This window comes from Rothia koreensis (genome assembly GCF_004136575.1).
Lineage (GTDB): Bacteria > Actinomycetota > Actinomycetes > Actinomycetales > Micrococcaceae > Rothia > Rothia koreensis.
Window position 1 is genome coordinate 1 of sequence record NZ_NOIQ01000026.1, and the last position, 26840, is coordinate 26840.

Below are 26840 nucleotides of genomic sequence, written 5' to 3' on the forward strand. Positions count from 1 at the left end.
CCCACGAACCCCGCCGACGACGCCCCGCCCGCACCACGTCAGCCCGCAACCGACCAGCAGCCCGAACCCAGCCCCGGCGGCACCGAACGCCCCGCCGAACACCCCACCGAACGCCCCGCCGGTTCCCGATCGCGAGGGGGCGACGTCGTCGTCAGGGACGCCCACCTGCACAACCTCCGACACGTCGGTACCGCGTTCCCCAGGGGAGCTCTCGTTGCGTTCACGGGGGTCTCGGGATCGGGGAAGTCGTCGCTCGCGTTCGGGACGATCCACGGCGAGTCCCAACGGCGCTACCTGGAGTCGATCGCCCCCTTTGCTCGCCGATTGATCGGCAGCACGATGGACCCGCGTGTCGAGTCGTTGACCGGACTTCCTCCGACGGTGGCGCTCGAGCAGCGGACCAGCGGCGGGGGCGCCCGCTCGAGCGTCGGCACCATCACGACGCTGTCCAACGGTATTCGTCTGCTTTACTCTCGTGCGGGTGAGCACCCGGACGAACCGCTCGAACGCGGATCCGCCCTGCACGGGGGTCGCCTGCTCGCCGAGGCGTTCAGCCCCAATACCCCGGAAGGCATGTGTCCGCAGTGCCACGGCTCGGGCGTTCTTCACGAACCCACGGAACGCTCGATGGTTCCCGACCCCCGTCTGTCCATCAACGACGGCGCGATCCAGGCGTGGCCCGGAGCATGGCTCGGCAAGAATTTTCACGACATCCTGGCAACGCTCGACGTCGTCGACATGGACCGACCCTGGGGCGAAATACCCCAGGAAACCAGGGACTGGATCCTGTTCACCGAGGAGCAACCGGTGGTCGAGGTCCGCCCGGTGCGCGGCGTCGATCAGGCCCAGGGCACCTACAAGGGCCGGTGGAGGTCGGTCAACAGGTACCTGCTGCAGACCGTGGAGCAGGCGAAGTCGGAGAAGACCCGGGCCCGCGCCCTCCGCTACTTGGACACCTTCGAGTGCCCGACCTGCCACGGCCACCGCCTGAACCCCGATGCGCTCACGGTCGACTACCTGGGGTTCAAGATCTACGAGCTCAACGCCCGCTCCGCCGAAGAGGTCCTGACGCTGCTGCAGCACAGGTGGGCGGAGGTCCTCGACGAAGCGGAGTCGCCCGAGGTCGAGGCGGAACGTCTTCTCCTGCCCAATGTCGTTCCCGTCCTGGAGACCATGGTCGGGCTGGGGCTCGGTCATCTGAGCCTCGACCGCCCGGCACGGACGCTCTCGACCGGGGAGATGCAACGGCTCCGGCTCTCGGCCCAGTTGCGGTCCGGGCTCTTCGGCGTCGCCTATGTTCTGGACGAGCCCTCGGCCGGCCTGCACCCCAGCGAGAAGGGTGTTCTCCTGGACCTGTTCGAGCGGTTCATCGAGGACGGCAATTCGGTGCTCCTCGTCGAGCACGACATGCGCTTGGTCGAACAGGCGGACTGGGCCGTCGACGTCGGGCCGGCGGCCGGTGTCGACGGCGGACGGGTCCTGCACTCCGGGCCGGTGCGCGAACTCGCCGACGTCGCCGAGTCGAAGACCGCGCCGTACCTGTACCGGCCCCTGCCCGATCCGCGAACCTCCGACGACGCCCGGGACGCCACGAGCCACGTGACGCTGCGCGGCGTGACAGCGCGGAATATCCGAAACATCGATGTGTCCTTCCCCTTGGGAACGTTCACGGCACTGACCGGTGTGTCCGGCGCAGGCAAGTCCACGCTCCTCAGCGAGGTCCTGGCCCCGGTTCTCCGAGACAGCGCCCGTTCGAGCGTGCTCGAGAACGACGACGACCCGGGCGAGTCCGCCGCGATCGACTCGGTGTCCGGAGCCGACGTCGTGGACCGCCTGGTGCAGATCACCCAGAAGCCCATCGGGCGCAGCCCGCGGTCGTGCCTGGCCACATACACCGGCCTGTTCGACCGCGTGCGCAAGCTCTTCGCCTCCACCCCGGAGGCCGAGGCGCGCGGTTGGGGCATCGGCAGGTTCTCGTTCAATGTGACGGAGGGCCGTTGCCCCACCTGCCAGGGCGAGGGGCAGATCGAGGTCGAACTCGTGTTCCTGCCGGGCAGCTACTCTCCGTGCCCCGACTGCCACGGAGCCCGGTACAACCCGGAGACGCTCGAGGTCACATGGAACGGGAGGACCATCGCGGACGTCCTGGACCTGTCCGTCCGTGACGCACTCGACTTTTTCGACGAGGACAAGAACGTCTCCCGCTCCCTGCGGGCACTCAACGCCGTAGGTCTCGGCTATCTCACCCTGGGCCAGCCCGCCACCGAGCTCTCCGGCGGCGAGGCCCAGCGGATCAAGCTCGCCACGGAACTCCAGCGGGCACCCCGCGGGCACACCGTCTACCTGCTCGACGAGCCGACCACGGGGCTGCACCCCGCGGACACGGACCTCCTGGTCGGCGAACTCAACCGGCTGGTCGACCAAGGGAACAGCGTGATCGTCGCGGAGCACGACCTGCGGGTCGTGGCCGGTGCGGACTGGGTCATCGACATGGGGCCGGGCGCCGGTGACCGCGGTGGACGAATCCTGGTTTCCGGTGCCCCCGCCGACGTCGCCGCGTGCGAAGAGTCCGCGACGGGCCAGTGGCTGCGTGGTCAGGGCTGACGGCGAGCGCTCGCCAGCACGCCACGAGCCCGGCCCTGACGGCACGACTCACCCGGCCCGGCGACTTATTTCCTGATGTACCGGAGCAGAAGCTCGTCCTCGGACCGGAGCACGGAGGCGAGGTCCATATGCGTCGGGACGGACGACTCCGAGGCAGAGATGCGGCCGGCCCGTCCGGCCAGCAGCTTCGGAGCCATGGTCAGGCACAGTTCGTCCACGACGCCGGCCTCGAGGAACGAACCGAAGACCCGGGGGCCGCCTTCGCCGTGGATCCGCGTCAGTCCGCGGGAGACCAGGTGCGCTCGCACGATGCGAGGATCGATGGCCGCTCCACCGGGGACCGAGGCAATGACGACGTCGGCGACCTCCGCGAGTGCGTCGCGGCGCGCTTCGTCGGCGTCGGCAGACACGAAGACCAGGGGCCGGACGGGTGCCCGGGAGAAGGTTTCCGACTCCGGGGACAGATCGGCCGACCCGCTGATCAGGGCGAAGACGGGGTGGTCCGTGAGACCGTGGTCCGCCCTCCACCGGGTGGCCTCCTGCGGGAGGACCATGGCTCCGTATCCTTCGTCCCGCACCGTTCCGGCACCCACCAGGACGACGTCGGCCAGGTACCGCTGGAGTTCGAAGACACGGAAGTCGCCCGGGCCACCCAGACTCCCCGACACCCCGTCGACCGCAACGGCGCCGTCCAGGCTGGTCACGAAGTTCATGCGCAACCAGGCCCCGTCGTCGGCGGTGCGCGGCGCGTAGAGGGTCAGCAACTGCTCGTCGGTCAGTTCCTGCCGCGCGGTCGGAAACAACTGGTCGATGCTCATACGTTTCCTCCTGGCTGGGCGTTGTGCTCGACGCGGACGGGCTCCCGCCACCCGACGACGGCCTCATACATGCGAGCCGCGTCCACGGCGGAGGCGACGTCGTGCATCCTGACGATCCGCGCGCCTCGTTCGATGCACGCCATCATCGCGGCAATCGATCCGTGGATGCGTTCTCCCTGCGGACGGTCGATGGCCTCGCCAATGAAGTCCTTGTTGGAGACTGCCGCCAGCACCGGAAGGCCGAGCCCGACGATCTCGTCGAGCCGGCGCGTGATCTCGAGCGTGTGAAGGGTGTTCTTGTCCAGGTCGTGCCCGGGGTCCAGGATGATGTTCTCACGGGGGATGCCCGCCTCCACGGCCCGGTCGACCCGCTCGACAAGGAAGGCGCGGACCTCATCGACCACGTCGGCGTACCTGGCCGGCGGCTTCTCCTCGCGCGGCCTGCCCGCACTGTGAGTGATGACGACGTGCGCCCCCGACCCGGCGACCGTCGCAGCCATCCGGGGGTCGGAGAATCCGCTGGTGTCGTTGATGACGGATGCGCCCGCGGAGGTTGCCGCCTCCGCAACCTCGGCACGGTACGTGTCCACCGAGATGACGACGTCGCTCGCAGCCGCAACCTGCTCGATCACCGGCACAATGCGCTCGAGTTCCTCGGCGGGGCTGACCGCGGGTCCGCGTCCGAAGGGGACGCCACCGATATCGACCCAGTCGGCACCTTGTTCGGCGGCCTGCACCGCGGACGAGACGGCGGCGTCGATCTCGTAGGTTCTGCCGCGGTCGTAGAAGGAGTCCGGCGTCCGGTTGACCACCGCCATCACCGCAATCTGCTTCTCGAAGTCGAAGCTTCTGCGTCCAATGATGTGCTCAGACATGGGGTCCTTTGCGTGCGGGTGGGGGTCGGTCCATCGGGTCAATCCGCAGTGTAGACCGTTCCGCGCTGGTCCGGCGCCTCCACCGCATGAACCTCATGCCACAGTCACACTCACACTCACACTTTTAGGAGTGTGAGTGTGAGACTTTCAAAAGTGTGACTGTGAGTGTGAGTCTGGCGTGGACTTCGACCCGACGGTTACTTGCCCTCGGCGTCGTCGAAGTGTTGGCGGATTTCCCGGGGCGAGACCATCGGGATCTCGGAGGTCAGGGGCCGATGCTGCTTCTGGAGGCGTCGCTTGACCACCTGCCACAGCACCGCAAGGAGCAGGAACCAGAAGGGACTGAGGATTGCGGCGATCCGGGTGTCGGGGCTGAGCGTCAGGGTGAAGGCGATGAACACGAAGAAGGCCAAGACCACCCACGGAGCAATGCGCGGCAGCGGCATGCGGAACCCGGACGCACGGTGCCGTTCCGGGTGGCGCCGGTGGTAGATGATGTAACTGACCACGATGGATCCCCACGTGAACAGGATGTCCGCGGAACAAATCGAGCTGACCACGGTGAACGCCTGCGTCAGGGCGTCGCCGCCCAACAGGAGCGGGATCGCTGCGAACAGGAAGACGGTCGTGAAGAAGACGGCCTTCATGGGCACACCACGCCGGGTCGTATAGTTCAGCGCCTTCGGGGCGTGACCGTCTTTCGCCAGCCCGAAAGACATGCGCGTAGCGGAATACACGCCCGAGTTGGCGCTCGACGCCGCCGATGTCAGGACCACCAGATTGACCACCAACGCGGCGGCGGCAAATCCCGTGTTGCTGAACATCGTGGTGAAGGGGCTCTGTTCGGGATCGATGCGATCCCACGGGGTGACCATCATGATCACGCCGAGCGATCCGATGTAGAAGACGACGATGCGCACCAGGATCGAGTTGATGGCCCGAGGCAGGTTGCGGTGCGGGTTCTCCGTCTCGGCGGCCGTGGTGCCCACGAGCTCCATCCCGATGAAGGAGAAGATCGCCAGCTGGAAACCGAGCACGAATCCGGTGATTCCGGTCGGGAAGAAGCCACCGTGGGTCCAGAGGTTCGAAACCGCCGCCCGGGTTCCGTCACCGTTCTCGTACCCGGTCAGCACCAGGACGATGCCCACGAAGATCAGCGCAAGAATCGCGACGATCTTGATGATCGCGAACCAGAACTCCGTCTCGCCGAAGGCCTTGACCGGCTGGAGATTCAACACGATCAGACCGATCGCCGTGACCAGGGCCGGCAGCCAGACAGGCACGTCCGGCCAGAAGAACTGGATGTAGGCGGTGATGGCGACCAGGTCGGCAACGCACCCCACGACCCAGGAGAACCAGTAGTTCCACGACACCATGAACCCGGCCCACGGCCCGATGTTGTCCTTCGCGATGTCGCCGAACGTCTTGTAGTTGAGGTTGGACAGCAGCAACTCGCCGAGGGCGCGCATCACGAAGAAGAGGACGAAGCCGATCAGCGCGTAGACCAGAAGCAGACCGGGGCCGACCACATTGGTCAGTTTGCCCGACCCGAAGAACAGCCCGGTCCCGATGGCTCCGCCGATCGCAATGAGCTGGAGGTGCCTGTTCTTGAGTCCCCGCTCGAGGTTCTCTCCCTGGGTGCTGGTCGAGGCAGGTGTCGAAGAGGACTCGCTCATGCTTGGTCTTTCCGTCAGATCACAGTGGCCAGTGATACATGTTACGTCATCGACGACGTCGGAGCGCTCCCTCAGACCACGAGATTCGGCAGGACCCGTTCGGCGGTTCCGTGCGCGATGGCCTCCTTCTGGGAGTCGTCCAACCGTGCCTCGCTCAGGAACTCCTGGGCACCGTCCATCCGGACGAACGGGTAGTCGACCGAGTACATGATCCTGTCCGCACCGATGGTCTCTACGCAGTACTGGAGGTTGGCCTGCGTGAACATCCCACTCGGGGTAATCCATACGTTCTCACGCATATATTCCGTGAAGGACCTCTCGACCCCTGTGATCCGGGTCGGCAACATCTCGTCGAGACGCTCCAGGAAAAACGGAATCATCTCACCCCAGTGACCCAGGATGAGCTTGAGATCGGGGTGACGGTCGAACACGCCCGAAAGAACCAGGTGCATGAAGTGGACGGCCGTCTCCTGGTGCCACCCCCACGCGGCTGTCTGGAGCCGGGTCGTCACGACCTCGCTCAGCCCGCCGTAATTCTCCTCGGTGGTGGCCAGCGGGGCCGGGGACGGGTGCAGGTACACGGGCGCACCCGTTTCCTCCGCGGCTGCCAGGAGGCCCTCGAATCTCGGGTCGGACAGGAACCTGCCCTCGGTACGGCCGAACACCAGGGTTCCCGACATCCCCAGGTCCCCGACCGCCCGGCGCAGCTCGTCCCCGGCACGGTCCGGGGCCGAGGTCGGCACGGAGGCGAACCCCGCGAAACGATCCGGGTGCCGATTCATGGCAGCGGCAAGCCTGTCATTGGTCGCACGAGCCAGATCGGGGGCGACGTCGGACGGCAGATGCTGAGCGTTGAGGCCGGAGAGGACCTGGACGTCGATTCCGTAGGCGTCCATGTCCGCCAGGCGCTTGTCGCCGAGGTCGCCGAGCGCTTCGACGTCGGGGGACCCGGGTCCGCCGCCCTCACCGGAGAAGGCTTCGGCGAAACCGGGGCTGATCCTGGCGATCTCCGGCCCGGTGGCCCGCGCGACCTCCGGGCTCATGTAGTGCTCTTCGAGCGTGATGAGTTTCAGAGTCATTTCGTTCCTTCCGTCGGGCGACCTCCGAGCCAGACCCCTTCGAGGTTCTCGGTCACGGCAATGTCACGGGTCGGGTCCCCGGACACGAGCACCAGATCGGCGCGACGCCCGGGTTCGACGACGCCGCGATCCTCCAGCCCGAAAACCTTGGCGTTGAGGCTCGTGGCCGCCTGGAGCGCTTCCACGGGAGCGAGGCCGGCCTGTGTCAGCAGCCGGAGTTCCTCGTGGATCGAGGTTCCGTGGACCACGTTCGCCGGGACGCCGGGCGCCTGGTTGGCGTCGGTGCCTGCCAGGATCGTGGTCCCGGCCTTGTGCATGTCGGCGACCGCCTGGTTCGCGAAGGCGAAGTCGAGCCCCTGGGCGGCGTAGAAGTCGGCGGTCCCCTTCATCATGGTCAGCGTGGGCGAGGTGGCGATGTGCTTCTGGAGCATGTCGGTCAGCAGGCGCGGCGGCAGTTTCTTGTCGAGCGGCGCGTGGGTCAGGATGTCGACGCCGACCTCCACCCCGATCTCGTAGGCACCGGCGGCCGCGGCATGGGCGACCACCAGTTTCCCGGCACGGTGCGCCTCGTCGACCGCGGCCCGGGCGACGTCGGCCTCCAAACCACCATGTCCCGGGCTCTCCAGGATGATCTTGATGTAGTCGCTGCCCTGGTCGACGCGCTCACGCACGAGCCTGCGGGCGCCCTCGGCGTCGTCTGTCATCGACTCTGCGGGAAAGTTCGGGATCCGGGCGTGGGTTCCGTGGTGGGAGACCAGCGGGGCACCCGCGGTGAAGATCGCGGTGCCGTGTCCCGCCGAACGAATCTGCTGTTGGAACTCGTACGGCCACATGGCCATGTCCAACGCGGTGGTGACGCCGTGATCGAGCAACTGGTCCAGTTGCTGCGGGTCCGTGATGTGCACGTGGGAGTCGATGAGTCCGGGAAGGAGAGTCCGTCCGGTACCGTCCAGGGCCACCTCCGCGGTTGCGGCCTCATGCGTTCCGGCGGGCTGGACCGAAAGGATACCGGTGTCGTCGAAGACGACATCGTGGAGACCTTCCAAGAGAATTTCCCCGTTGAAGACGCTGACGGAACTGATGAGTGTTTTCATGAAATCTTCTCCTGGTCGAGCCACGCGAAGGCGGCCTCCTTGACGTCTCGTTCCATGGCGCTGCCCTGGGTCGGGTGCTCCTGGGTCAGCGGGTATCCCCTGAGGTGAAGGATGTAGGCCAGCGCCGCCCAGGCCCGGGGATATTGGGCGAGGACATCCCGGTCGACGTCCACCGCACCCACGGGGTAGTTGAAATGCGCGAAGTCGTAGGTGCAGTTCCGGTAGCTGATGCGCCACTGGCCGTCCCTTTTTTCGAGCCGATCGAAGAGGCGGGTGTGCGCGGTGCATCCCACGTCGCGGTACAACCATCCGGTCATGAGTTGGGCGATTCGCTCGTGGTCACCGCGGTGTTCGTGCATGTATCCCAGGGTGCTCCCCGCGGCTGAGAGCTGTCCAGGAATTCGCCGTCAGCCCACTCCGTGGGAGGGGCGACGTCGGGCGCACGGGTCGGTGCGCGAATCAGTTCACGGCCGCGGCGGCGATCTTGAGCACCCATGCCTTCGGCAGAAATGACGATCCCTTGGCGATGAGGCGGTTGAGCCACCCGTCGACGAAGCTCGGAGAGCGTCCGTCGAGTGCCTCCATGAGGGCGTCGGCCACCTGCCCGGCAGACCGCATGCGGCCGACGGCGGCCTTCCGCCCGGCGTGTTCGAAGAATTCGGTCTCGGTCGGGCCGGGGCAGGCGGCCAGGACCCTGACCCCGTGCTCGGCGGTTTCGGCCCACAGGGCCTCGGTCAGCGACAGCACGAAGGCCTTGGATGCCGCGTAGACCGCCATGTGCGGAACTGGCTGGTAGGCGGCGGTCGAGGCGATGTTGACGATGGTTCCGTGGTTCCGCGCCACCATGTCACCCAGAAATCGTGACGTGATCCCGGTCAGGGCGAGACAGTTGACCTTGACCATCGCGTCCAGGTCCTCGGGATCCAGGTCGGCGACGTCGCCGCTCAGGCCGAATCCGGCGTTGTTGATGACCGTGTCGATCCGCCGGGAACCGACCCGGTCACGGAGTTCGCGGGCGGCGTGCACATCGGCGAGGTCCATGTCGATCACCTCGACGTCGACGCCGAACTCGTCGCCGATCCTGTCCGCGAGCGCGTCCAGCCGGTCCCTGCGCCGCGCCACGAGCACGAGGTCCTCTCCCCGCTGCGCGAATCGGGAGGCAAGTTCCTCGCCGATGCCGGACGATGCGCCGGTGATCAAGGTAGTGCTCACGATGGGTCCTCATTCGGGTCGACAGCGGTTCGGCCGGTCGCGGGGGGCGGCCCGGGTGGGGCGGCTGGTCGGGACGGGGTCGGGACGGGGCCGGTCGGGACGGGTGCCGCCGGGACGGGTGCCGCCGGGATGCCCCGGTCAGAAGCCGTCCCGCGACGTGACACTACCCGCATCTCCCCCGCGAGGCGGCGATTTCGTGCGTCTTCCCCCGCGAGGTGGCACTTTCGGGCGTCGTCCCCCGCGAGGCGGCAATCTCGTGCATCTTCCCCCGCGAGGTGGCAATCACGTGCATCTTTCCCCGCGAGGTGGCAATTTTGGGACGAAATCGGGCCAAAAATCGCACAAGACTGCCACCTCGCGGGAGTTACCGCTCAAGATTGCCACCTCGCGGGAGTAATCGCACAGGACTGCCACCTCGCGACAGGAGCCGCACGAATCTGCCACCTCGCCCCCGGAAGGCCGCACAAGACCCCGCCGGACTTACTTCTGGCGGCCCTTCATGCGCGGGTTCTGCTTGTTGATCACGTAGATCCGCCCCTTCCGCTTGACGACCTGCGCACCGGGCTGATTCTTCAACGATCGAAGTGATGCTCGAACCTTCATGATTCTCCTTATTGCTACTGATTCTCATTCACAGAGTACAGTAGAAGATCGGACCACACGAACCCCAACCATGCATCAGGACCCGGCCGAACTAAGGAGAAGCCCATGGACAGGACCGCCGTGATCGCCGTCGTCGGCACGTGCGAACCCGAGCGTCGCCTGCACGCGCAGAAAATCGCGAGCGAAACCGGCTTCGAGGTGATCACTGCCGAGAGACTGGCTATTGCGATGGATCCCGTCCGGGAGGCGATGGCCCTCATCCCCTGGGCCCAATCGGACGGCGTGGTGGTGGAATACCCGATCCAGGCGCCGATTCTGGACGTCATCGGCTCGCTCGCGGACCCCGAGGAGCCCACGCGACTCGTCGACGTCGTCTGCGTGCTCGACGCGACGCACTTCTTCAGCGAGCTGTCCCGGACGGACCGGGTCGAGCATCTCCAGGTGCATCACGGCATGCCGTTCCGGGCCGTGACGGCCAGGTCACTGTTCGCCGCCCAGCACCTCGAGTACTGCTCGACGGCCCTGGTGGTCAACGGCGGGAATCTTCCGCCCGAAGACGACTCCCTCATGGTTTCCGTGATCGGAGAGCTCAGCCCCCTGGCCGACGTCGTCCGGGACGCCTATCGCGGCCATCGGTCGCACACCATCGAGCCCGAACCCCACCAGGAATCCGGGTCCGTGGCCACCGACCACATCGAGTTGCGCCACCCGGGACTGCGCATCCGCCCGGGATGGGTCGCCCACCTGAACGGCCAGCACACGACGCCGCACCGGAACCCTCGGGTGGCCTCCATGCGGTACACCAACCCCCGGCCGTTCCACCCGCTGCGCTTGCAGCGAGTCCTGGACGAGTACATCGAGCCCGGCACCGGTGGCTCGGTGATCCGGTCGTGCGGGTTCTGCCGCCTCGCCACGCGGCAGGGCGTCACGGCCCAGTGGAGCCACGCCGGTGGCGCCATGGTGATAGAGCCCCTGGCCAGGGACGACGCCGCCCAAGAGCCCCTCAGCTTTGGTCAGGACATCATCCTGACCGGCGTCGATCTCCAACCGACTCGCCTGACGGAGGCCCTCGACGAGGCCACACTCAATGACCGTGAACTGCTCAGCGCGCCGGAGACGTGGAATGTGATGCCCGATCCGTTCCCGGTCTGGGTCACGGCCGACGAACGCTATGACTGACCCGGCCGAGGGACACCCGCAAAGCGCGGGTCCGCGATCGACCGCGAGCGCCGGCTACCTCAGGTCCTTGCCCTTCGTCTCGGGCAGGGTCAGGACGGTCAGGGCCGACAGCACCAGGAACACCATGGCGTAGATCGCGAATTTGTAGGGGTCGCCGAGCGCCGTCAGCACATATCCTGCGGTGCCGCCGAAGAGGGCGATCGCGATCGAGTACGGGATCCCGAAACCGGCCGTGCGCTGGTCGGTCGTGAACATCTCCGCGTACGTGGCCGGGGCGTGGCTGAGGAACCCGCCGAGCAGGACCAGCTGAACGCAGATCGCGAGGATCAGTTGCCACCCCTCTCCCCCGGAGACGAGTTTGATCATCGGGATCGACAGGACCAAGCTCCCGAGCATCGCGATGAGGATGCACGGTTTCCGCCCGATCTTGTCCGACAACATGCCCCAGAACGGCAGGACCAGGATGAACACCACGTTGCCGATGAGGGAAGCGGTGAAGGCGGTCTGGGAGTCGTACCCGAACGTCGTCGTCGCCAAGGAGGCCATGGATACGGACCACACGTAGTAGGCGATCGTGAGACCCGCGGTCAGGAAGATGACCTGCAGACCCGTCCTCCAGTTCTTGAGGACGGCCACCAGGATGTTCTCCTTCTTGGCCTCCTGCTTTTCCACGGCCTCCATGTGCTCGGTGAACAGCTCGGACTCCTCCATCGAGGAGCGGATCCAAATGGCGACGACGCCAAGCAACGCGCCCACCAGGAAGGGCACCCGCCAGCCCCAAGAGTTCATCTGGTCCTCAGTCAGGACGCCCTGAAGGACGAGCCCGAGCACCAGTCCGCAGACCAGACCGATCGTTCCGGTCACGTAGATCGAGCTTGCGAACAGGCCGCGCTTCTCGCGCGGTGCGTGTTCCGCCAGATAGGTCTGGGCCGCCGGGAGTTCGCCCCCGTGGGACAGCCCCTGGATGAGCCGGCCGAGCAGCAGGAGGGCCGAAGCCAACCAGCCGACCTTGTCGTACGTGGGGCAGACAGCAACGATCAGCGACCCCACCGAGGCGCTGACCACGGCAAGGGTCAGGGAGCGCTTGCGCCCCCACCGGTCGCCCAGGAAACCGAAGACGAAACCTCCGAACGGCCGTGCCACGAACCCGACCGCGAAGACCGCCATGGTCTCCAGGAAAGCCGATTGCGGGTTGTCGTCGTTGAAGACCTGGGTCGAGAAATATACGGCAAAACTGGCGTAGATATTCCAGTCGAACCACTCCAGGGCGTTGCCGATACCGGTGCCGAGGAGGGTTTTGGCGTGCGACTGCCTGCTCGGGGCGGGCGCCGTCGCGGTGCTCGAGGAACTCATACTGGTCCTTTCGAGGTGTAGTGAGGGGAAGTTCAGGCGCTGAGCCGTCGTGCGGCGAGCTCCGCCAGGAGGCGTGAGCAGTCCACCAGTACCGAATCGTCGTAGGTCGCGAACGGCGAGTGGTTGAAGGCCGCGGTCTCCGGGTCCTTGTCCGGGTCCACCGCGGCGACGAACGCAAAGGTTCCCGGGATGCGTTCCAGGACCTTGGAGAAGTCTTCGGAGGCACCCACGGGATCGGTCAACTCCGACCAGCGTCCGGGGAAGACCTCCTCGGTGACCTCCGAGAGGAAGCCCGTCTCGTCGTCGTGATTCGTGGTGACCGGATACAGCTTCTTGACCTCGATCTCGCACGTCGTGCCGTGCGCGGCCGCTACGCCCTCGAACAGGCGGACCAGGGTGTCGATGAGTCGGTTGCGAGTCTCGGGGTCGAAGGCCCGGAGGGTGAATTTGGCGGTTGCGTGATCCGGGATGACATTGGCCGTCGAGCCGGCCACCACGCTGCCGCAGGTCACGACCACGGGATCGAAGATGTCGAACTCCCGGGTGACCACCACGTGGGACTGTGTCACCATTTCCGCGGCCACCGGCACGGGATCCAATGCCTTGTGCGGGGCCGACCCGTGACCGCCGGTGCCGTGAACCCGCACGTTGATCGTGTCCGAGGAGGCCATCAGCGCCCCCGGTTTCGACACGATGGTTCCGCTCGGGTACTGCGCGGACCACACGTGCAAACCGTAGGCGTGGTCGGGCAGCCGCCCCGCCGACTCCAACAGCCCTTCATCGATCAGGTGCTGGGCCCCGTTCCACCCCTCCTCGCCGGGCTGGAGGAAGAAGACGACGTCGCCCTTCAGCTCCTTGCGCACAGCATGCAACGCCCGTGCGGCCCCGACCAAGCCGGCCATGTGCATGTCGTGGCCGCATCCGTGCATCGCCCCGTTGGTCGAGGCCCAGCTCAGCCCGGTCTCCTCGGTCACGGGCAGGGCATCCATGTCGGCGCGCAGGAGAACGATCGGCCGTTTCTCGATCGGCAACGACGCACCGGCGCCGCCCCGGAGCACGGCGGTGAACCCGGAGACCTCCTGGGCATCGGTAATCTCCATGCCCAGCGCCTCGAATTCCCGCCGGAGCCGGGCGTTGGTCTCGGGGAGGTGCAGCCCGGGCTCGGGAATCTGATGGAGCTCGCGGCGCAACGCGATCATCTCGCTCCCATTGCTCGAGACAGTTGCGCTGATCTGGTCGGACAAGACGGACATCGTGAAGTGCGGATCCTTTCGGAGGTGCTGGTGCGAGACCCGGAACATGCCGTGTGACCGGCGACCCAGGCCTTTGTGCCCCAGGCTACTCCGGCATCGGAGCACCCCATATTTCGGGATCACTATGCGAAACGAGTCCGCGCACTTCGGCAGGCACCGGGGTCAGTCCGTGTAGATCTCTTTGACCCGGTCGTGCCTGACGCCCTCCATGGCTTCCCGGTCTATGCGCTCCTGGTCCTTCACGTACGGTGTGCCGTGGGTATGGAAGGTCGGTACCGTCTTCATGCCCCAGGCCTGCCCCTTGGCACGTTCCGCCTCGGACCATTCGACCACCGGCCAGTCGGGGTCCATCACCAGTCGCGCACCGGCATTCGCCAGTTCGATGCGGTTGCCGCCGGGCTCCCACACGTACAGGAAGAAGGTCTGGTTGATTGCGTGCTTGTACGGCCCGTACTCGATGTGCACGCCGTTTTCCAGGAAGATGTCCGCGGCCTTGAGGATGTCCTCGCGTGTATCCGGAGCGAAGGCCAAGTGATGGAAACGTCCGCGTTCACCCGTCCAGTCGTCCGAGTACACGACGTCGTAGGACTTCTGCTGGAACCTGAACCACCAGGCGCCATACCCGCCTCGGTCGAGCCTGACGCGCTCGGATTCTCGTGCCTTCATCACATCACGCCAGAATTCGCCGACCGCATTGACGTCCTTCGCAAGGTAATTGATGTGGTCCAACCGCCGTGCATTGACTCCTCGCCCGGGGTAGGCCGCGGCCTGGTTCTTGAGCGCCGGTGTGTCCTCGTCGTCGGGAACATAGTGTTCCGTCTCGTAGTACACCGCCATGAGATGGCCGTCCGGATCCTCGAATTCGTAGGACCGGCCGACTCCGACTTCGGGTTCCTTCCAACCGTGCCCGAGTCCGGCCGCCTCGATCGCGGTGACCCGCCGTTCGAGGGCTTCCGGACTGGACGCTCGGTAAAGCGTGCGCCCCACGCCATTGGTCTCTGATGCGGTGAGTTTGATCGTGTAGTTCTCGTACTCGTCCCAGCAACGAAGGTACGAGGAGTCGCCGATACGGGCGATCTCGCGCATTGCGAGCAGGTCGCGGAAGAACCAGAGGCTCTTCTCGAATTCGGGGGTGTGGAGTTCGACGGCTCCCACGTGGGAGAGGTCGAAATTCTCTGTCTCGGCCATGAGGTGTCCTTTCTCGATCGTCGGCTCAGTCGATGTATTTCAGCCCGGCGGCTTCGAGCGGTTCACGCATCGAGTAGAGGTCGAGTCCCAGGGTTCCGTCCCTGAATTTCCCACGCTTGCTCTCTTCCCGATCCACTCGGTCCTGCGCCGCCCGGGCCACCGATGCCACACGGTCTTTCGGGACCACGACGACGCCGTCATGGTCCGCCACCACCACGTCCCCCGGGTGAATCAGCGCGTTGGCACAGACCACCGGCACGTTGACGGATCCCAGGGTGGCCTTGATCGTTCCTTTCGAGTTGATGGCCCGTGCGAAGACCGGGAAGTCCATGTCCTCGAGCTGCGTCGTGTCCCGACATCCGCCGTCGATCACAAGCCCCTTGGCCCCCTGAGCCCGCATCGACGTCGCCAACAATTCGCCGAAGAAACCGTCCTCGCTCTCCGTGGTGCACCCCGCCACGACGACGTCGCCCTCCCGGACCTGCTCCGCGGCCACGTGGAGCATCCAGTTGTCTCCCGGCTGCAGAAGCACAGTCACGGCGGGTCCGCACACCCTGGCGGAGGGATAGACCGGGCGGATGTAGGGGCGCATGAGGCCGACGCGCCCCATGGCTTCGTGAATGGTCGGCACGTCGAATCGGTCCAGGGCCGCGACGTGCTCGGGGTCGGGCCGGTGGACGTCGGTGTGAACTATTCCGAGATCAAACATGAGTACGGTTCTCTTTCTCTTCGGTGGAACGGGTGGTCGTGATGCGCCGGTCCAAACGCCCGTAGACCCTTCGGACGTTGTGCTCGAAGATGTCCGCCCGGTCGTCGTCGGTCAGCGCGGCGGACTTGATGTACTGGGCGGTGTCGTCGAAGAACTGGTCGGTTTCCGGATCCACGCCACGTACGGCACCGATCATTTCCGACGCGAACAGGACGTTCCGGTGCGGGATCACGGACAGCAGCTCGTCGATTCCCGGCTGGTGGTAGACGCAGGTGTCGAAATAGACGTTGCCGAGCAGGTGCTCCTCGAGGCGGGGCTTGCCCAACGCTTGGGCCAGACCCCGGAAACGTCCCCAGTGGTACGGCGCGGCTCCCCCACCATGGGGGATCACGAACTTCAGATCGGGCCAGCGGGCGAACAGGTCGCCCTGGATCAACTGCATCACGGCGGTCGTGTCGGCATTGAGGTAGTGAGCCCCCGTCGTGTGGAAGGCGGGGTTGACCGACGTCGAAACGTGGATCATGGCAGGGAGCCCGTGCTCGGTCATGGCCTCGTAGACCGGGAACCAGGATTCATCCGTCAGTGGTGGAGCCGTCCAGTAGCCGCCTGACGGATCAGGGTTGAGGTTGATCGCCACGATGTCGTGTTCCCGGACGCAACGATCGATCTCATCCACGCAGGTCGCGGGGTCGGCCCCCGGCGACTGGGGCAGCATCGCCGCGGGCGCGAACCGGTCCGGGTACAGGGATGCGACGCGTGCACAGAGGTCGTTGCAGATGCGTGCCCAGTCCGACGACGTGCGGAAGTCCCCGACGTGGTGTGCCATGAAGGATGCCCGCGGCGAGAAGACGGTGAGGTCGATGCCCCGTTCGTCCATCAGGCGCAACTGATTGGCCTCGATGCTCTCGCGGATCTCCTGATCCGTGATCTCCGGACCGGCGGGGTCGGGCTCGGGACCTCCGGCCAGCGCCGCGATCTGTTGTTCCCGCCAGCGCCCCAGCGCTTCCGGGGCAGTGGTGTAGTGCCCGTGGCAATCGACGATCATGACTCCGTTTTCTCCGTTCCTGGAATCTCGCTCTCGGGGTCCCACACCGTGCGGGGAACCCAGAGATTTCCTGACATCAGCAGACGTGCCGTCCTGGTGATCCCGGCACGCAGCACCTCTCCGCGGTCGGACAGTTCCAGGTCGACGTCGAAGTCGCCGCTGGGGTGCTCGATCGCGAGGGTGCGTTGTCGGCCGGTCCCGGGATCGGCCAGGTCCTGGGCCACGGTTCCGTCCGTGCAGACGGCGGTCGCCACCGTTACCGCGGCAAGCACTCCGATGGACTCGTGAGCAACGTGCGGGATGAAGCATCTCGTGGAGACCGCGCCCCCACCGCGCGGTTCGGCGAGGAGGGTCATCTTCGGGTAACTCTTGTCCCTCACATCTCCGAGACCCATGAGTTCCGCTCCTTCGATACGCAGGTCTTCGAGAAGTTCCTTGAGGGCGGCGTCGTCGTTGAGTTCGTCCGTGGACTCGTATCCCGTCCGCCCGACGTCTGCCGCGCGCACGAGAATCATGGGTTGGCCGTTGTCTATCAGGGTCGCCTCGAGTTCACGCGCGCCGGCGAGGACCACGACGTCGCGCGCATGGCCCGTGGGCAGCAGGGACGAGGCCACCGATCCCTCCGTATCCCGGAACATGATCCTGATGGGAGAGGCCGTGCCCCCGACGCCGTCGATCGCAGTATCGCCGTCGTAGGCCACCACGCGCCGCGACTCGGTGCCGGTTCCGACCTCCGGGGTCAGAACCGTGATCTCTGAGAGCAGCCCGGTGTTCAGGGTCCGGACCACCGCCGTGGTGGTCTCCCCATCGGGTTCGATCAGTCCGGTCTCGAGCGCGTAGGGCACCACGGCGGAGAGCATGTTCCCGCAGTTGGCGGTTGTCTGGACGCTGGTGCTCCCGGGTTGGAGCTGCACGAAGGTGAAATCGAGATCGATCCCGGCCTCGTCGGAGTGCGAGACGATGCCCGCCTTGCTGGTGAGCGGATGGCCTCCCCCGATTCCATCCACTTGGAGCGGATGGGGGCTGCCGATGAGGGAGACCAGAACGCGATCCCTGAGCTCCCGGTCACCGGGCACGTCGGAAACGTGGAAGAACGGTCCGCGGGACGTCCCGCCGCGCATGAAAAGAGCCGGGATCGCCGTCTGGGAGGCGGCCCGTGTCGTGGGTGTCGAAGATGCTGTCACGGTTTCGGTTCCTTTGCGATCGGTTCCACGGGCTCGGTGCTCCTGACCCGCGTTCTCCGCCCGAACAGGGCAAGAACCACGGCGCCGAAGAACCACGTGCACGCGATGAAGACGAAGACGGAGGAATACCCGGACGACCCATAGATCGCAGCGATGACGAGTGGACCGACGGCGTTCGAGAGCCGCCCGATCCCGTAGGAGATTCCGGTGCCCAGGGAACGTGTCCTCGTGTCGAACAGTTCAGGGGAATAGGCGTACGCGAATGACGTGTATCCCCGCTCGAACATGTTCACCAGGAACCCGAAAACCACGATCATGACGGGATTGAAGGTGAGGCCGTACAGCAGACCGCACACGCCAATCACCACCCCGAAAACGACCAACAGCCATTTGCGTTCGAAGGTGTCCGTGATGAAGGCGGCCAGCAGGGATCCCAGAGGTGCGCCCACGGTGGTCAGAGCAACGTAGAAAATCGACTTCTCGACCAAGAAGCCCTGGTCCGCCAGCAACGTCGGTGCCCAACTCGAATATCCGAAGAAACCCACGGTCTGGGTGATCCAGAGGACGGAGAGAACCAGCAACGGGGCGAGGTAACGCTTGTGGAGGAGTGTCTTGATCGGAGTATTGGCTGATCGTCTGATTTCTTCCTCGGGTGCTGCGGCGTCGTCGAGAATCGCACCGGAAGCAGATACCCGGTGCTCCATCCGTTGCAACACGCTGTCGGCCTGCGCCACTCGTCCCTTGCTCTCGAGCCACGTCGGCGACTCGACCAGGACCTTGAATCCGAACACGAGAACCGCCCCGAGTGACCCCCACAAGTACACGAGCCTCCAACTGGAATCGCTCCAGGGAACCACCAAGCTGGCGACGAAGGTGGTCACGGGCGTTCCGCAAATGCCGATGACCATGGCGTACGCAAGGTACCGTCCGCGGACTCTGGCCGGGAACACCTCGTTGACGTAGATGACCGCGATGACGGTCATCGCCGACAGACCTGCGGACGTGAGGAATCTGAGAACGGCCATGGACGTGAAGTCCCACGCCGCGGCGGTGAGCAACGAGAATACAGAGAACCACACTGTCGTCGAGAGCAATGCTGACTTGCGACCCCATCGGTCGGCCAACCAGCCTCCCACCAGAGACCCCAGGAACATCCCGACAAAGGCAATCGAGGTGATGTAGCCGATTTCCGGGACGGACAGTCCCCAGACTCTCCTGATTTCGGGAGCCGTGGCGGCAAAAGTATTGATGTCCGCAAATTCGAAGAAGTAGGCGACCGCGATGAGCGCGATCATGGTCTTGTGGTACCGGGTCACGGGCAGCCGGTTGATCCGATTGATCGAGTTTGCCGTGTTCACGAGGCATCCCCGCCTTCTTCGTGCCTCCGCGAGGCATGGCCCGGCCAGTAGAGAGTCATCGGGTTGTCCACCAACAGTGCGCGCCGTGCCTCCTCCGATTCCGCCACGCGGGGAATGTAGTCAAGGAGCACGGCATCATTCGGCATGTGGGTCTTCAGGTTGGGATGGGGCCAGTCGGTACCCCACAGGACCCGCTCGGGGAGCTCTTCGACGACTTTGCGGGCGAACGGCACGACGTCGTCGTACAGGCTCTTCGCGCCCCGCTCGGCGTAGGGGCCCGTCTTCGTGAGACGTTCTGGGCAGCTGATCTTCACCCACGCCTCGTATCTGTCGACGAGCTCAAGAAACCGCCCGAATTCACGGGACGTCGGGGCGGAGGAAACATCCGGTCTCCCCATGTGATCGATCACCACGGGAACATCGATCCGGGCCAGCAGCGGTTCGATGTCCGGCAGAGCGTCCGGTTCGAAGTACAGGACCACGTGCCACCCGAACTCCTTGATCTTCGCTGCGACCGCCAGCAGATCTTCGGAAGGATCCTCGGCGACCAATCGTTTGAGGAAATTGAATCGAACGCCTCGAACTCCGCGCCGGTGCATGCACTCGAGGTTCTCGTGCCCGATATCCGGCCCCACGGTCGCCACCCCGCGGGCGGTCTCGCCGAAGAAGTCGAGCGCATCGAGCATTGCCGAATTGTCTCGACCGTGGCACGTGGCCTGGACGATCACTGAACGCGATACCCCGAGCGCCCGGCGCAGATTCCGGAGATCGTGTTTTCCCGCGTCGCAGGGTGTGTATTTCCGCTCGGGCGCAAAGGGAAACTCCGCCGATGGCCCGAAGACGTGACAGTGGGAGTCGACCGCACCGTGCGGCAGGTCGAAATTCGGGCTGCCGATGTCGGAATCCCAATCGAGCCAGCCCGGGGACTTCGCAAAGGTCTCAGTCATCCGGACTGACCTCCTCCTGATTGACCTCATCCTTGAGGCGTGATGTGGATGACATGAGCGTACATCGTCAACGTTATTGTTTACAATCCTGCAAACGATTTAGTCGGCACCCGGTAGGATGTGTGAGTTGGAGACATCCGAACAACCCGAAGGAGAGCCGCCTTGCCGAAGGAGAGCTCAGCCACCGCAGAAGCGCCGCACGGCGCGGAAAGATCTCGTCGCACACCCTCGACTCCCGCTCCGCAGCTGGTCGCCATGCTCCGGGACGCGATCGTCTCCGGACACCTTGTGCCGAACCAACGGCTCGTCGAGGCCGACCTCTCCGAGGAATACAACGCCTCTCGCGGAAACGTGCGCATCGCCCTGTCGGAACTCAGCGTGGAGGGCCTCGTCGAGCGCGTCCAGAACCGGGGCGCTCGCGTGCGGGCGGTATCGGTCCAGGAGGCAGTCGAGATCACCGAGGTGCGCGGGGCCATCGAGGCGATGTGCGCAAGCAAGGCGGCCAAGCGAGCCGGGCCAGACGAGATCCGCACCTTGCGCTCGATCGCCGAGCGAATGACACACGCCGTCGAGACCGGACTCCTCACGGAATACTCCCAGTGCAACAAGGACCTTCACTCACTCATCATCACCATGAGCGGTCAGCGGACTGCCGCGGAGACCATCAAGCGACTCCGCGGGCAGGCCGTGAGGTACCAGTTCCGGCTCTCCAACCACCCAGGGCGCCCGAGCGTTTCCCTCCCCCAGCACCTGGCCATCATCGAGGCGGTCTGCTCGCACGACCCCGACGCCGCTTCCGAGGCCATGAGCCGACACCTCGAGAGTGTCGCCGAGGCCATCCGCTCCTCGGATGCGTAATCCACCCGCGTTCGCATGATTAACTAAATTGTTGACAATGTGAGTGTGTCCTGGTTCACTGATCTCCGATGCGGCACCCTTGCCACAGGCGGCGCAGGGTCGTCGCATCCCAGGGGCCTCGACGAGGAGGTCCGTGACTTCTAGGGGATCTCATGACGACTCACGACCTTGCACCGCGCACGCAGAGAATCACGAACAACAGAGCATTCAGAATCGTTCTGATCCTGTGTTGGGTGGCCATCTTCTTCGACGGCATCGACACCTTCATGTACGGGTCCACCATCCCGAGCATGACGGCGGATCCCGGGTTCCACATGACGGCGGCTCACGCCGGCAACATCGGATCCTTGGCTACCTTCGGAATGCTCCTCGGCGCGCTGGCCATCGGCGTCGTTGCCGACACGATCGGCCGGAGGTGGAGCATCATCCTGTGTTCCGCGATCTTTTCGATCTCGTCCGCAGGGTGCGCCCTCGCGGCCGGCGCGGGGAGCTTCGGAATCTGGCGCACGATTGCGGGCTTCGGCCTGGGCGGCCTGCTCCCCACCGCGATTGCGATGGTCTCCGAATTCGCTCCGGACCGGGTGCGCAACTTTTCGGTCGGTGCGGTCATGACAGCACACCAGGCCGGCGGCATCGTCGCCCCGCTCCTGTGCCTCTACCTCCTGCCCACTCTGGGATGGCGCTCGATCTATTGGGTCGGCGTCCTGCCCCTGATCGCCCTTGTTCCGCTGATCCTGACTCTGCTGCCCGAGTCCCCCACCTTCCTCGTGGCTCGTGGCCGAATGGACAAGGCACGCGCCCTGGCAGAAAGATTCGACCTGGTTGTCCCGCTGGAGAAGTCAACCATCAAGAACCGCGGGGGAAACTTCGGGGAAAACCTCGCCAAGCTGTTCCGCGGACGCAACGCCGTGGTCACGCTCCTGTTCTGGCTGGGATCCTTCGGCGGGCTCCTTCTCGTCTACGGAATGAGCACCTGGCTGCCGTCACTCATGGAATCCCTGGGGTTCGACCTGGGCAACTCGTTGGTGCTCCTGTGCCTCATCAATGCGGGCGGAATCGTGGGAACCCTGGTGGCCGGGAAAGTCTCGGACACCTGGGGACCGGTACGGGTCTCGATGCTGTGGTTCCTGCTCACGGCCGTCGGCGTCTGCGCGATGGGCATCAAGTCCACCATGGTGGTGACCTACATCCTGGTCTTCGTGACCGGCGTCTTCCTGTTCAGCGCGCAAATCATGATCTACGCCGCCGTATCGCACGTGTTCCCGACCGAGTCCCGTGCGACCGCTCTCGGACTCACCACCGGCATGGGGCGCTTCGGGGCAGTCTTCGGCCCCTGGATGGGCGGTCAGCTCTTCGCTCTCGGCCTGGAGAAGTGGGGTTTCGTTGCCTTCGGGGCCTTCGGCATCACCTCGGGCGTGATGCTGCTACTCATCCACCTGGTCCTCCGGCGGCACGGAGGAAAGACCCAAGAGGCTACCGAGGCGGACAACGTCGTCATTCGCGCAGGTTGAGCCGCTGGGTCGATCCCTCGCGGAGCGATGCGCGCCCCGAGCCAAAGGGCCCTCTAGGCCCGGGCGAAGTTCTCCAATGGGCCGCCCGTCAGCCGATACGTGTCCCACTCCTCCTGGGGGAAGGCACCGAGGCTCTTGTAGAAACCAATGGACGGCTCGTTCCACTTCAGGACGCTCCACTCGACCCGTTGGTAACCGCGATCGACGGCGGTGCGGGCGAGGCTGCGCAACAGGGCCTTCCCGGCCCCGGATCCGCGAGCGTCCTCGCGGACGTAGAGGTCCTCGAGATAAATGCCGTGGACCCCCTCCCACGTGGAGTAGTTGAGGAACCACAGGGCAAACCCGTCGATACGTCGTCCTGCCTCGGACGGCGCTTCGGCCACATCCACGAATACGGCGGGGTGGTCGGCGAAGAGGTCACCAGCCAGTTTTTCCTCCGTGAGTTTCACGGCGTCCGGTTCCTTCTCGTACACCGCGAGCTCCACAATGAGCTGCACGATCTCCGGGACGTCCTCCGGCACAGCCGATCGGATGGTGGGGCTCGACATGCTGACCTCCTGAAACGACGGATGAGTGGCAGCAACACCCTATCGAATCAGGCCTTCAGCCCCGTCCCTTCGCGCTCGACGATTCCTCGTCCGTCCCGTTCGATTCCGGTGACCCGGACCGTTTGAGGGCGGCGTCCACCGAGGCGGCGACGTCGTCACCCGCCCGCAATGGCGACCCGGCGAAGATTCCTTCGTGGGCGAGAACGGGCCGACGGTCGCCCGCCAGCTCGGGGTACCGTTCCTCGAGCTTCTCCCTCTTCTCGATCTTCTTCCGCCAGTGCCGGACGGCGTCCGGGTGGCCCCGGCCAATGCTCTCCCAGCTGTGTGGCATCTCTTCCCTGGTGGGTCCGGCGTCGGCAGAATTGCCGATGTTGACCCGGGAGAAGGCGCGCGACGTCGTCTCGCCGCACACCGCACAGGGCGGATTCTCCGAGGTCATGGATTCCACGGCCGCCTCGAAGCGGTGACCGTCTCGGCATCTGAAGTCGTAGAGAATCACGAATAGTGTCCTTCCGGAGCCCAGCGAATGTCGTTCTCCGCCTGGTCGGCGTCGTGCCCGAAGAAGACCTCGGCTTCTTCCTCCTCCGCGATCCGCCGCAATTTCTCCACCGAATCGAGCCAGGCCAGGTTGTTCCACACAATCGCCGCACCGACCGCAGGCGGACCCCACGAATCCCGCATGTACACGGCGTCCGATGTAAAGAGTTTCTTGCCGTCATTGGGGAGATCCAACATCAATGACATGGTGCCCCACGTATGGCCCGGAGTCTGAATCACTTTGACGCCGGGAAGAATTTCCTCGTCCCCAGAAATGCCGGATATATTCAGACCCTCGTAATCAGACGGAATGTGGGCGCCTTGGTTGTATCCCTCAATTCCTTTGACGCCCTCCAATTCCGCAGAACTGGTCATGATCTCGGTTTTCCCGTTGTCGAACATTTTCGCGTTTGCGGCATGGTCGAAGTGGAGGTGGGAGAGAACCAGAAGATCGATGTCCTCCGGAGAAAGATCCATTTGCGCGAGGCTGTGGTCGAGATACCTCGAGTGCGGTTCGGTTTCATCGTCCAGGACGGGGAAGAATTCGTCGAAGCCAGTGGGTTCCCAGCGTTGCCGCCAATCACGCGGCACGCCGGTGTCCCAGAGCATTCGGCCCTCCGGGGTTTCCACCAGGATGGCGTGCGTCGGGACTTCTCCGAATTCTCGTGGCACCGCCCGATCCTGCACTGTCCTGATAATGCGACCCGGTTTCAACAACAACCAGGTGTAATCGGCTTCCATGGTTCCGGAATGGAGAACGTGCGCTTTCATGTCCATCGGGTGCCCCTTGCGGTTCTTCTGGTCTGTCTCGATTGCCAACAAGCGTTGTGGGTCACACTTGCACTGCATCACGGGGGTGTCAATAGCAGGAACCAACCAATGTCCTCGCCCTTCTCCGGCCCAGTAATGCAAAAACAATTCTGGGAAATTCGCTCGGATCCGGCGTACTGTGATGAAGGAAACCGTTCGCATTCGACCGGAGGAACCAACATGAAGATTCGCGGCGCCGTACTGACCACATCCGATGCCCAGGCCCCCTTCACGGAGTCTCGCCCTCTCGAGGTTCGAGAACTCGAGCTGGATCCTCCGCAAGAAGGCGAGGTCCTGTTGCGCATGACGGCGGCCGGAGTGTGCCATTCGGACCTCTCCGTTGTGGACGGCAACCGACCCCGTCCGGTGCCGATGCTCTTGGGGCACGAGGGGGCCGGCGTCGTCGAGGAGGTCGGTGAGGGGGTTACTGGCCTCGAGCCGGGTGACCGAGTGGTCACCGTCTTCCTGCCCCGGTGCGGCGAGTGCAAGAACTGTCGGACCGACGGCAAACTGCCGTGCAGCCGCGGTCTCGAGTCCAACAACGCCGGTTTCCTTCCCGGAGGCGGGGCCAAGATCCGGATCCATGATCCGAATGACGGCGACATCTACCACCACATTGGCGTCTCCGCCTTCGCGACCCATGCCGTGGTCAATCAGGCCAGCGTCGTCAAGGTCGGATCCGACCTTCCGCCCGAGGCCGCTGCCCCCTTGGGGTGCGCGGTCCTGACCGGCGGCGGCGCGGTGATCAATGCGGGCGAGCCGGAGGATGGCGACTCCATCATGGTCGTGGGGCTGGGCGGCGTCGGAATCGCGGCGCTCATGACCGCGATAGGGCTCAAGAAGGGCAAGGTCATCGGCGTGGACGCCAATCCGGACAAGCTCGTCAGGGCACGCGAGCTGGGAGCGGACGTGACCTACTCCCCGCAGGAAGTCCAGGACCAAGGGGTCAAGGCGGACCTGGTGGTCGAGGCCGCCGGCCATCCCAGGGCGTTCGAAACCGCCTTCAACGCCACCGCCCTGGGCGGGAGGACCGTGACCGTGGGCCTCCCGCACCCCCAAGCGGAATCCGTGATTCACCCCTTGTTGTTGACCTCGGAGGCGCGCACAGTGGTCGGGAGCTACCTCGGTTCCGCCGTCCCCTCACGCGACATTCCGAAGTACGAGGACCTCTGGCGCAAGGGCGAATTGCCGGTCGACGAGCTGATCTCGGACCGCATCCGGCTGGACGACATCAACGAGGCCATGGACACGCTCGCGGAAGGAAAGGCGGTCCGGCAGATCATCCTCTTCGACGAGGACTGACCGGTGGGCCACGGAATATCCATCCGGTGACGCGTCGTTGTGACGTAGGACAGACTTTCACACCGGACCGTAGGAGTTTTTCGTGGCTACATCGCAGCGCATCCCCCGCACCGATCTTTCCGTGTTCCCCATCAACCTGGGCGGAAACACCTTCGGGTGGACTTCCGATCGTCAACAGTCCTTCGATGTCCTCGACGCGTTCGTGGCCGCGGGAGGCAACTTCATCGACACGGCCGACGTGTATTCGGCCTGGGCCGAGGGTCATTCGGGCGGGGAGTCCGAGGCCGTTCTCGGGGAATGGTTGACGGCCCGCGGGAACCGGGACGATGTCGTCATCGCGACCAAAGCCGGAGCCCACCCGGAACTGTCCGGCCAGTCGAGGGACAACGTGTTCGCGGCCATCGACGCGTCCTTGAATCGTCTGCAGATCGATGCCGTGGATCTGTACTACGCGCACTTCGATGACGACTCCGTCTCCATCGAGGACCAGGCGCGGACGTACCACGACGTCGTCGAGTCCGGCCGGGCACGCGCCATCGGTGTGTCCAACTACAGCCCCGAACGGATGCGCCGCTGGTTCGAGTACGCGAGCGCAGAGGGGCTGACCGTCCCGGTCGCGATCCAACCGCACTACAACCTGCTCAAGCGCAAGGATTACGAGCAGGAGTACGCCCCGATCGCCCGCGAATTCGATGCTGCGGTGTTCCCCTACTTCTCTCTTGCTTCCGGCTTCCTGACCGGCAAGTACCGGAGCACGTCCGACATCGAGGGGTCGGCCCGCAAGGACATGATCGACGACTACTTCTCGGAGGCAAGCCTCAGCAGCGGCGTCGACGTCGTCTCGGCTCTGGAAGAGGTCGCGACGGCGCGCGACGTCGAGGTCACCAGCGTGGCTCTGGCCTACTTGCTGGCCAAGGGCGTGACCGCCCCGATCGCGTCTGCACGCACCACCGACCAGCTGACGGCAGTGATGGCGGCGGCGTCCCTCGACCTGGACGACGCCGAGGTGTCGCGACTCGACGAGGCCTCGGCACCCTTCGCCTGATCCCGCGAGGTCGGGTACGAATCGGGGTTTGGCGGGGCTGGTGGCCCGGGGT

At 65.1% G+C, this 26840-nt stretch carries 25 protein-coding genes; 6 read left to right on the forward strand and 19 right to left on the reverse strand.

Going from position 1 to position 26840, the window contains the following annotated elements:
• A partial coding sequence (locus EWU68_RS11965; protein ID WP_238692451.1) for an excinuclease ABC subunit UvrA occupies positions 1-2604 on the forward strand: 2604 nt, incomplete at its 5' end.
• Between the two features lie 65 nt (positions 2605-2669).
• On the opposite strand, the gene EWU68_RS11970 is transcribed toward EWU68_RS11965, so the two are convergent.
• The 8 genes from EWU68_RS11970 to ykgO all read right to left on the reverse strand — a co-directional run bounded on the left by EWU68_RS11970 (position 2670) and on the right by ykgO (position 9961).
• Complete coding sequence (locus EWU68_RS11970; RefSeq protein WP_129316367.1) at positions 2670-3422, reverse strand: pyrimidine reductase family protein; 753 nt, start codon at positions 3420-3422, stop codon at positions 2670-2672.
• The gene (folP, locus tag EWU68_RS11975) at positions 3419-4297 is read right to left on the reverse strand and encodes a dihydropteroate synthase (RefSeq protein ID WP_129316368.1); all 879 of its coding nucleotides are present in this window, start codon (positions 4295-4297) and stop codon (positions 3419-3421) included. Before folP ends, EWU68_RS11970 begins: the two co-directional genes overlap by 4 nt.
• Positions 4298-4494: 197 nt before the next feature.
• Positions 4495-5973 (reverse strand): amino acid permease, encoded by a 1479-nt coding sequence (locus EWU68_RS11980; protein ID WP_129316369.1) that lies wholly within the window; start codon positions 5971-5973, stop codon positions 4495-4497.
• 71 nt (positions 5974-6044) lie between these two features.
• A complete protein-coding gene (locus tag EWU68_RS11985; protein WP_238692452.1) occupies positions 6045-7052 on the reverse strand; it encodes an amidohydrolase family protein in 1008 nt (335 codons plus the stop codon).
• Positions 7049-8146 (reverse strand): amidohydrolase family protein, encoded by a 1098-nt coding sequence (locus EWU68_RS11990; RefSeq protein WP_162421479.1) that lies wholly within the window; start codon positions 8144-8146, stop codon positions 7049-7051. The genes EWU68_RS11985 and EWU68_RS11990 overlap by 4 nt, the downstream gene beginning before the upstream one ends.
• Positions 8143-8505 (reverse strand): hypothetical protein, encoded by a 363-nt coding sequence (locus EWU68_RS13085; RefSeq protein ID WP_162421481.1) that lies wholly within the window; start codon positions 8503-8505, stop codon positions 8143-8145. The genes EWU68_RS11990 and EWU68_RS13085 overlap by 4 nt, the downstream gene beginning before the upstream one ends.
• A 100-nt stretch (positions 8506-8605) precedes the next feature.
• Complete coding sequence (locus tag EWU68_RS11995) at positions 8606-9358, reverse strand: SDR family NAD(P)-dependent oxidoreductase (RefSeq protein ID WP_193554056.1); 753 nt, start codon at positions 9356-9358, stop codon at positions 8606-8608.
• Between the two features lie 480 nt (positions 9359-9838).
• The gene (ykgO, locus tag EWU68_RS12000) at positions 9839-9961 is read right to left on the reverse strand and encodes a type B 50S ribosomal protein L36 (RefSeq protein ID WP_129316372.1); all 123 of its coding nucleotides are present in this window, start codon (positions 9959-9961) and stop codon (positions 9839-9841) included.
• Positions 9962-10066: 105 nt separating this feature from the next.
• On the opposite strand from ykgO, the gene EWU68_RS12005 reads away from it, so the two are divergent.
• Positions 10067-11140 (forward strand): GTP-binding protein, encoded by a 1074-nt coding sequence (locus tag EWU68_RS12005; RefSeq protein WP_129316373.1) that lies wholly within the window; start codon positions 10067-10069, stop codon positions 11138-11140.
• Positions 11141-11194: 54 nt separating this feature from the next.
• Here EWU68_RS12005 and EWU68_RS12010 read toward each other — a convergent pair whose 3' ends face one another.
• The 8 genes from EWU68_RS12010 to EWU68_RS12045 all read right to left on the reverse strand — a co-directional run bounded on the left by EWU68_RS12010 (position 11195) and on the right by EWU68_RS12045 (position 20177).
• Positions 11195-12493: an MFS transporter gene (locus EWU68_RS12010; RefSeq protein WP_129316374.1), complete on the reverse strand. Its 1299-nt coding sequence runs from the start codon at positions 12491-12493 to the stop codon at positions 11195-11197.
• 32 nt (positions 12494-12525) lie between these two features.
• Positions 12526-13746: a M20 metallopeptidase family protein gene (locus tag EWU68_RS12015; RefSeq protein ID WP_129316375.1), complete on the reverse strand. Its 1221-nt coding sequence runs from the start codon at positions 13744-13746 to the stop codon at positions 12526-12528.
• A 162-nt stretch (positions 13747-13908) separates the two neighbouring features.
• Complete coding sequence (locus EWU68_RS12020) at positions 13909-14934, reverse strand: VOC family protein (RefSeq protein ID WP_129316376.1); 1026 nt, start codon at positions 14932-14934, stop codon at positions 13909-13911.
• Positions 14935-14959: 25 nt separating this feature from the next.
• Positions 14960-15643: a 4-carboxy-4-hydroxy-2-oxoadipate aldolase/oxaloacetate decarboxylase gene (gene ligK, locus EWU68_RS12025; protein ID WP_129316377.1), complete on the reverse strand. Its 684-nt coding sequence runs from the start codon at positions 15641-15643 to the stop codon at positions 14960-14962.
• A complete protein-coding gene (locus EWU68_RS12030; protein ID WP_129316378.1) occupies positions 15636-16688 on the reverse strand; it encodes an amidohydrolase family protein in 1053 nt (350 codons plus the stop codon). Before EWU68_RS12030 ends, ligK begins: the two co-directional genes overlap by 8 nt.
• Entirely contained in the window at positions 16685-17872 is a 1188-nt protein-coding gene (locus EWU68_RS12035; protein ID WP_129316379.1) for a 4-oxalomesaconate tautomerase, read from the reverse strand. The genes EWU68_RS12030 and EWU68_RS12035 overlap by 4 nt, the downstream gene beginning before the upstream one ends.
• Positions 17869-19230, reverse strand: coding sequence for an MFS transporter (locus EWU68_RS12040; protein WP_129316380.1), 1362 nt, complete (start codon positions 19228-19230; stop codon positions 17869-17871). The genes EWU68_RS12035 and EWU68_RS12040 overlap by 4 nt, the downstream gene beginning before the upstream one ends.
• Positions 19227-20177 carry an amidohydrolase family protein gene (locus EWU68_RS12045; RefSeq protein WP_129316381.1) on the reverse strand — a complete coding sequence of 317 codons (951 nt, stop codon included), beginning with the start codon at positions 20175-20177 and terminating at the stop codon, positions 19227-19229. The genes EWU68_RS12040 and EWU68_RS12045 overlap by 4 nt, the downstream gene beginning before the upstream one ends.
• A gap of 162 nt (positions 20178-20339) precedes the next feature.
• Here EWU68_RS12045 and EWU68_RS12050 point away from each other — a divergent pair, with 162 nt between their 5' ends.
• Together EWU68_RS12050 and EWU68_RS12055 are read left to right on the forward strand one after the other, a co-directional pair.
• Positions 20340-21035, forward strand: a complete 696-nt coding sequence (locus tag EWU68_RS12050) for a GntR family transcriptional regulator (RefSeq protein ID WP_238692453.1) — start codon at positions 20340-20342, stop codon at positions 21033-21035.
• A 152-nt stretch (positions 21036-21187) separates the two neighbouring features.
• The gene (locus EWU68_RS12055) at positions 21188-22546 is read left to right on the forward strand and encodes an MFS transporter (protein WP_129316382.1); all 1359 of its coding nucleotides are present in this window, start codon (positions 21188-21190) and stop codon (positions 22544-22546) included.
• Positions 22547-22599: 53 nt separating this feature from the next.
• Here the strand turns inward: EWU68_RS12055 and EWU68_RS12060 are convergent, their stop codons facing one another.
• The 3 genes from EWU68_RS12060 to EWU68_RS12070 are packed head-to-tail and all read right to left on the reverse strand — an operon-like array spanning position 22600 to position 24450.
• Entirely contained in the window at positions 22600-23094 is a 495-nt protein-coding gene (locus tag EWU68_RS12060; RefSeq protein WP_129316383.1) for a GNAT family N-acetyltransferase, read from the reverse strand.
• A gap of 55 nt (positions 23095-23149) precedes the next feature.
• Positions 23150-23593, reverse strand: coding sequence for an FmdB family zinc ribbon protein (locus EWU68_RS12065; protein WP_178980566.1), 444 nt, complete (start codon positions 23591-23593; stop codon positions 23150-23152).
• On the reverse strand, positions 23590-24450 hold the full coding sequence (locus EWU68_RS12070; RefSeq protein ID WP_238692454.1) for an N-acyl homoserine lactonase family protein: 861 nt from the start codon (positions 24448-24450) through the stop codon (positions 23590-23592). Before EWU68_RS12070 ends, EWU68_RS12065 begins: the two co-directional genes overlap by 4 nt.
• 171 nt (positions 24451-24621) lie before the next feature.
• Between EWU68_RS12070 and EWU68_RS12075 the strand changes: the two genes are divergently transcribed.
• Both EWU68_RS12075 and EWU68_RS12080 read left to right on the forward strand, forming a co-directional pair.
• Positions 24622-25743, forward strand: coding sequence for an alcohol dehydrogenase catalytic domain-containing protein (locus EWU68_RS12075; RefSeq protein WP_129316384.1), 1122 nt, complete (start codon positions 24622-24624; stop codon positions 25741-25743).
• Positions 25744-25825: 82 nt separating this feature from the next.
• Positions 25826-26788, forward strand: coding sequence for an aldo/keto reductase (locus EWU68_RS12080; protein ID WP_129316385.1), 963 nt, complete (start codon positions 25826-25828; stop codon positions 26786-26788).
• Positions 26789-26840: the final 52 nt, after the last annotated feature.

Bases quoted from the DNA above. Each gene is read 5' to 3' on its own strand.
- EWU68_RS12060 (WP_129316383.1), bottom strand. From the start codon at position 23,094: ATGTCGAGCCCCACCATCCGATCGGCTGTGCCGGAGGACGTCCCGGAG.
- EWU68_RS11985 (WP_238692452.1), bottom strand. From the start codon at position 7,052: ATGACTCTGAAACTCATCACGCTCGAAGAGCACTACATGAGCCCGGAG.
- EWU68_RS12030 (WP_129316378.1), bottom strand. From the start codon at position 16,688: ATGATCGTCGATTGCCACGGGCACTACACCACTGCCCCGGAAGCGCTG.
- EWU68_RS12055 (WP_129316382.1), top strand. From the start codon at position 21,188: ATGACGACTCACGACCTTGCACCGCGCACGCAGAGAATCACGAACAAC.
- folP (WP_129316368.1), bottom strand. From the start codon at position 4,297: ATGTCTGAGCACATCATTGGACGCAGAAGCTTCGACTTCGAGAAGCAG.
- EWU68_RS12075 (WP_129316384.1), top strand. From the start codon at position 24,622: ATGAAGATTCGCGGCGCCGTACTGACCACATCCGATGCCCAGGCCCCC.
- ligK (WP_129316377.1), bottom strand. From the start codon at position 15,643: ATGTTTGATCTCGGAATAGTTCACACCGACGTCCACCGGCCCGACCCC.
- ykgO (WP_129316372.1), bottom strand. From the start codon at position 9,961: ATGAAGGTTCGAGCATCACTTCGATCGTTGAAGAATCAGCCCGGTGCG.
- EWU68_RS11980 (WP_129316369.1), bottom strand. From the start codon at position 5,973: ATGAGCGAGTCCTCTTCGACACCTGCCTCGACCAGCACCCAGGGAGAG.
- EWU68_RS11990 (WP_162421479.1), bottom strand. From the start codon at position 8,146: ATGAAAACACTCATCAGTTCCGTCAGCGTCTTCAACGGGGAAATTCTC.
- EWU68_RS13085 (WP_162421481.1), bottom strand. From the start codon at position 8,505: ATGCACGAACACCGCGGTGACCACGAGCGAATCGCCCAACTCATGACC.
- EWU68_RS12010 (WP_129316374.1), bottom strand. From the start codon at position 12,493: ATGAGTTCCTCGAGCACCGCGACGGCGCCCGCCCCGAGCAGGCAGTCG.
- EWU68_RS12045 (WP_129316381.1), bottom strand. From the start codon at position 20,177: ATGACTGAGACCTTTGCGAAGTCCCCGGGCTGGCTCGATTGGGATTCC.
- EWU68_RS12015 (WP_129316375.1), bottom strand. From the start codon at position 13,746: ATGTCCGTCTTGTCCGACCAGATCAGCGCAACTGTCTCGAGCAATGGG.
- EWU68_RS12020 (WP_129316376.1), bottom strand. From the start codon at position 14,934: ATGGCCGAGACAGAGAATTTCGACCTCTCCCACGTGGGAGCCGTCGAA.
- EWU68_RS11970 (WP_129316367.1), bottom strand. From the start codon at position 3,422: ATGAGCATCGACCAGTTGTTTCCGACCGCGCGGCAGGAACTGACCGAC.
- EWU68_RS12005 (WP_129316373.1), top strand. From the start codon at position 10,067: ATGGACAGGACCGCCGTGATCGCCGTCGTCGGCACGTGCGAACCCGAG.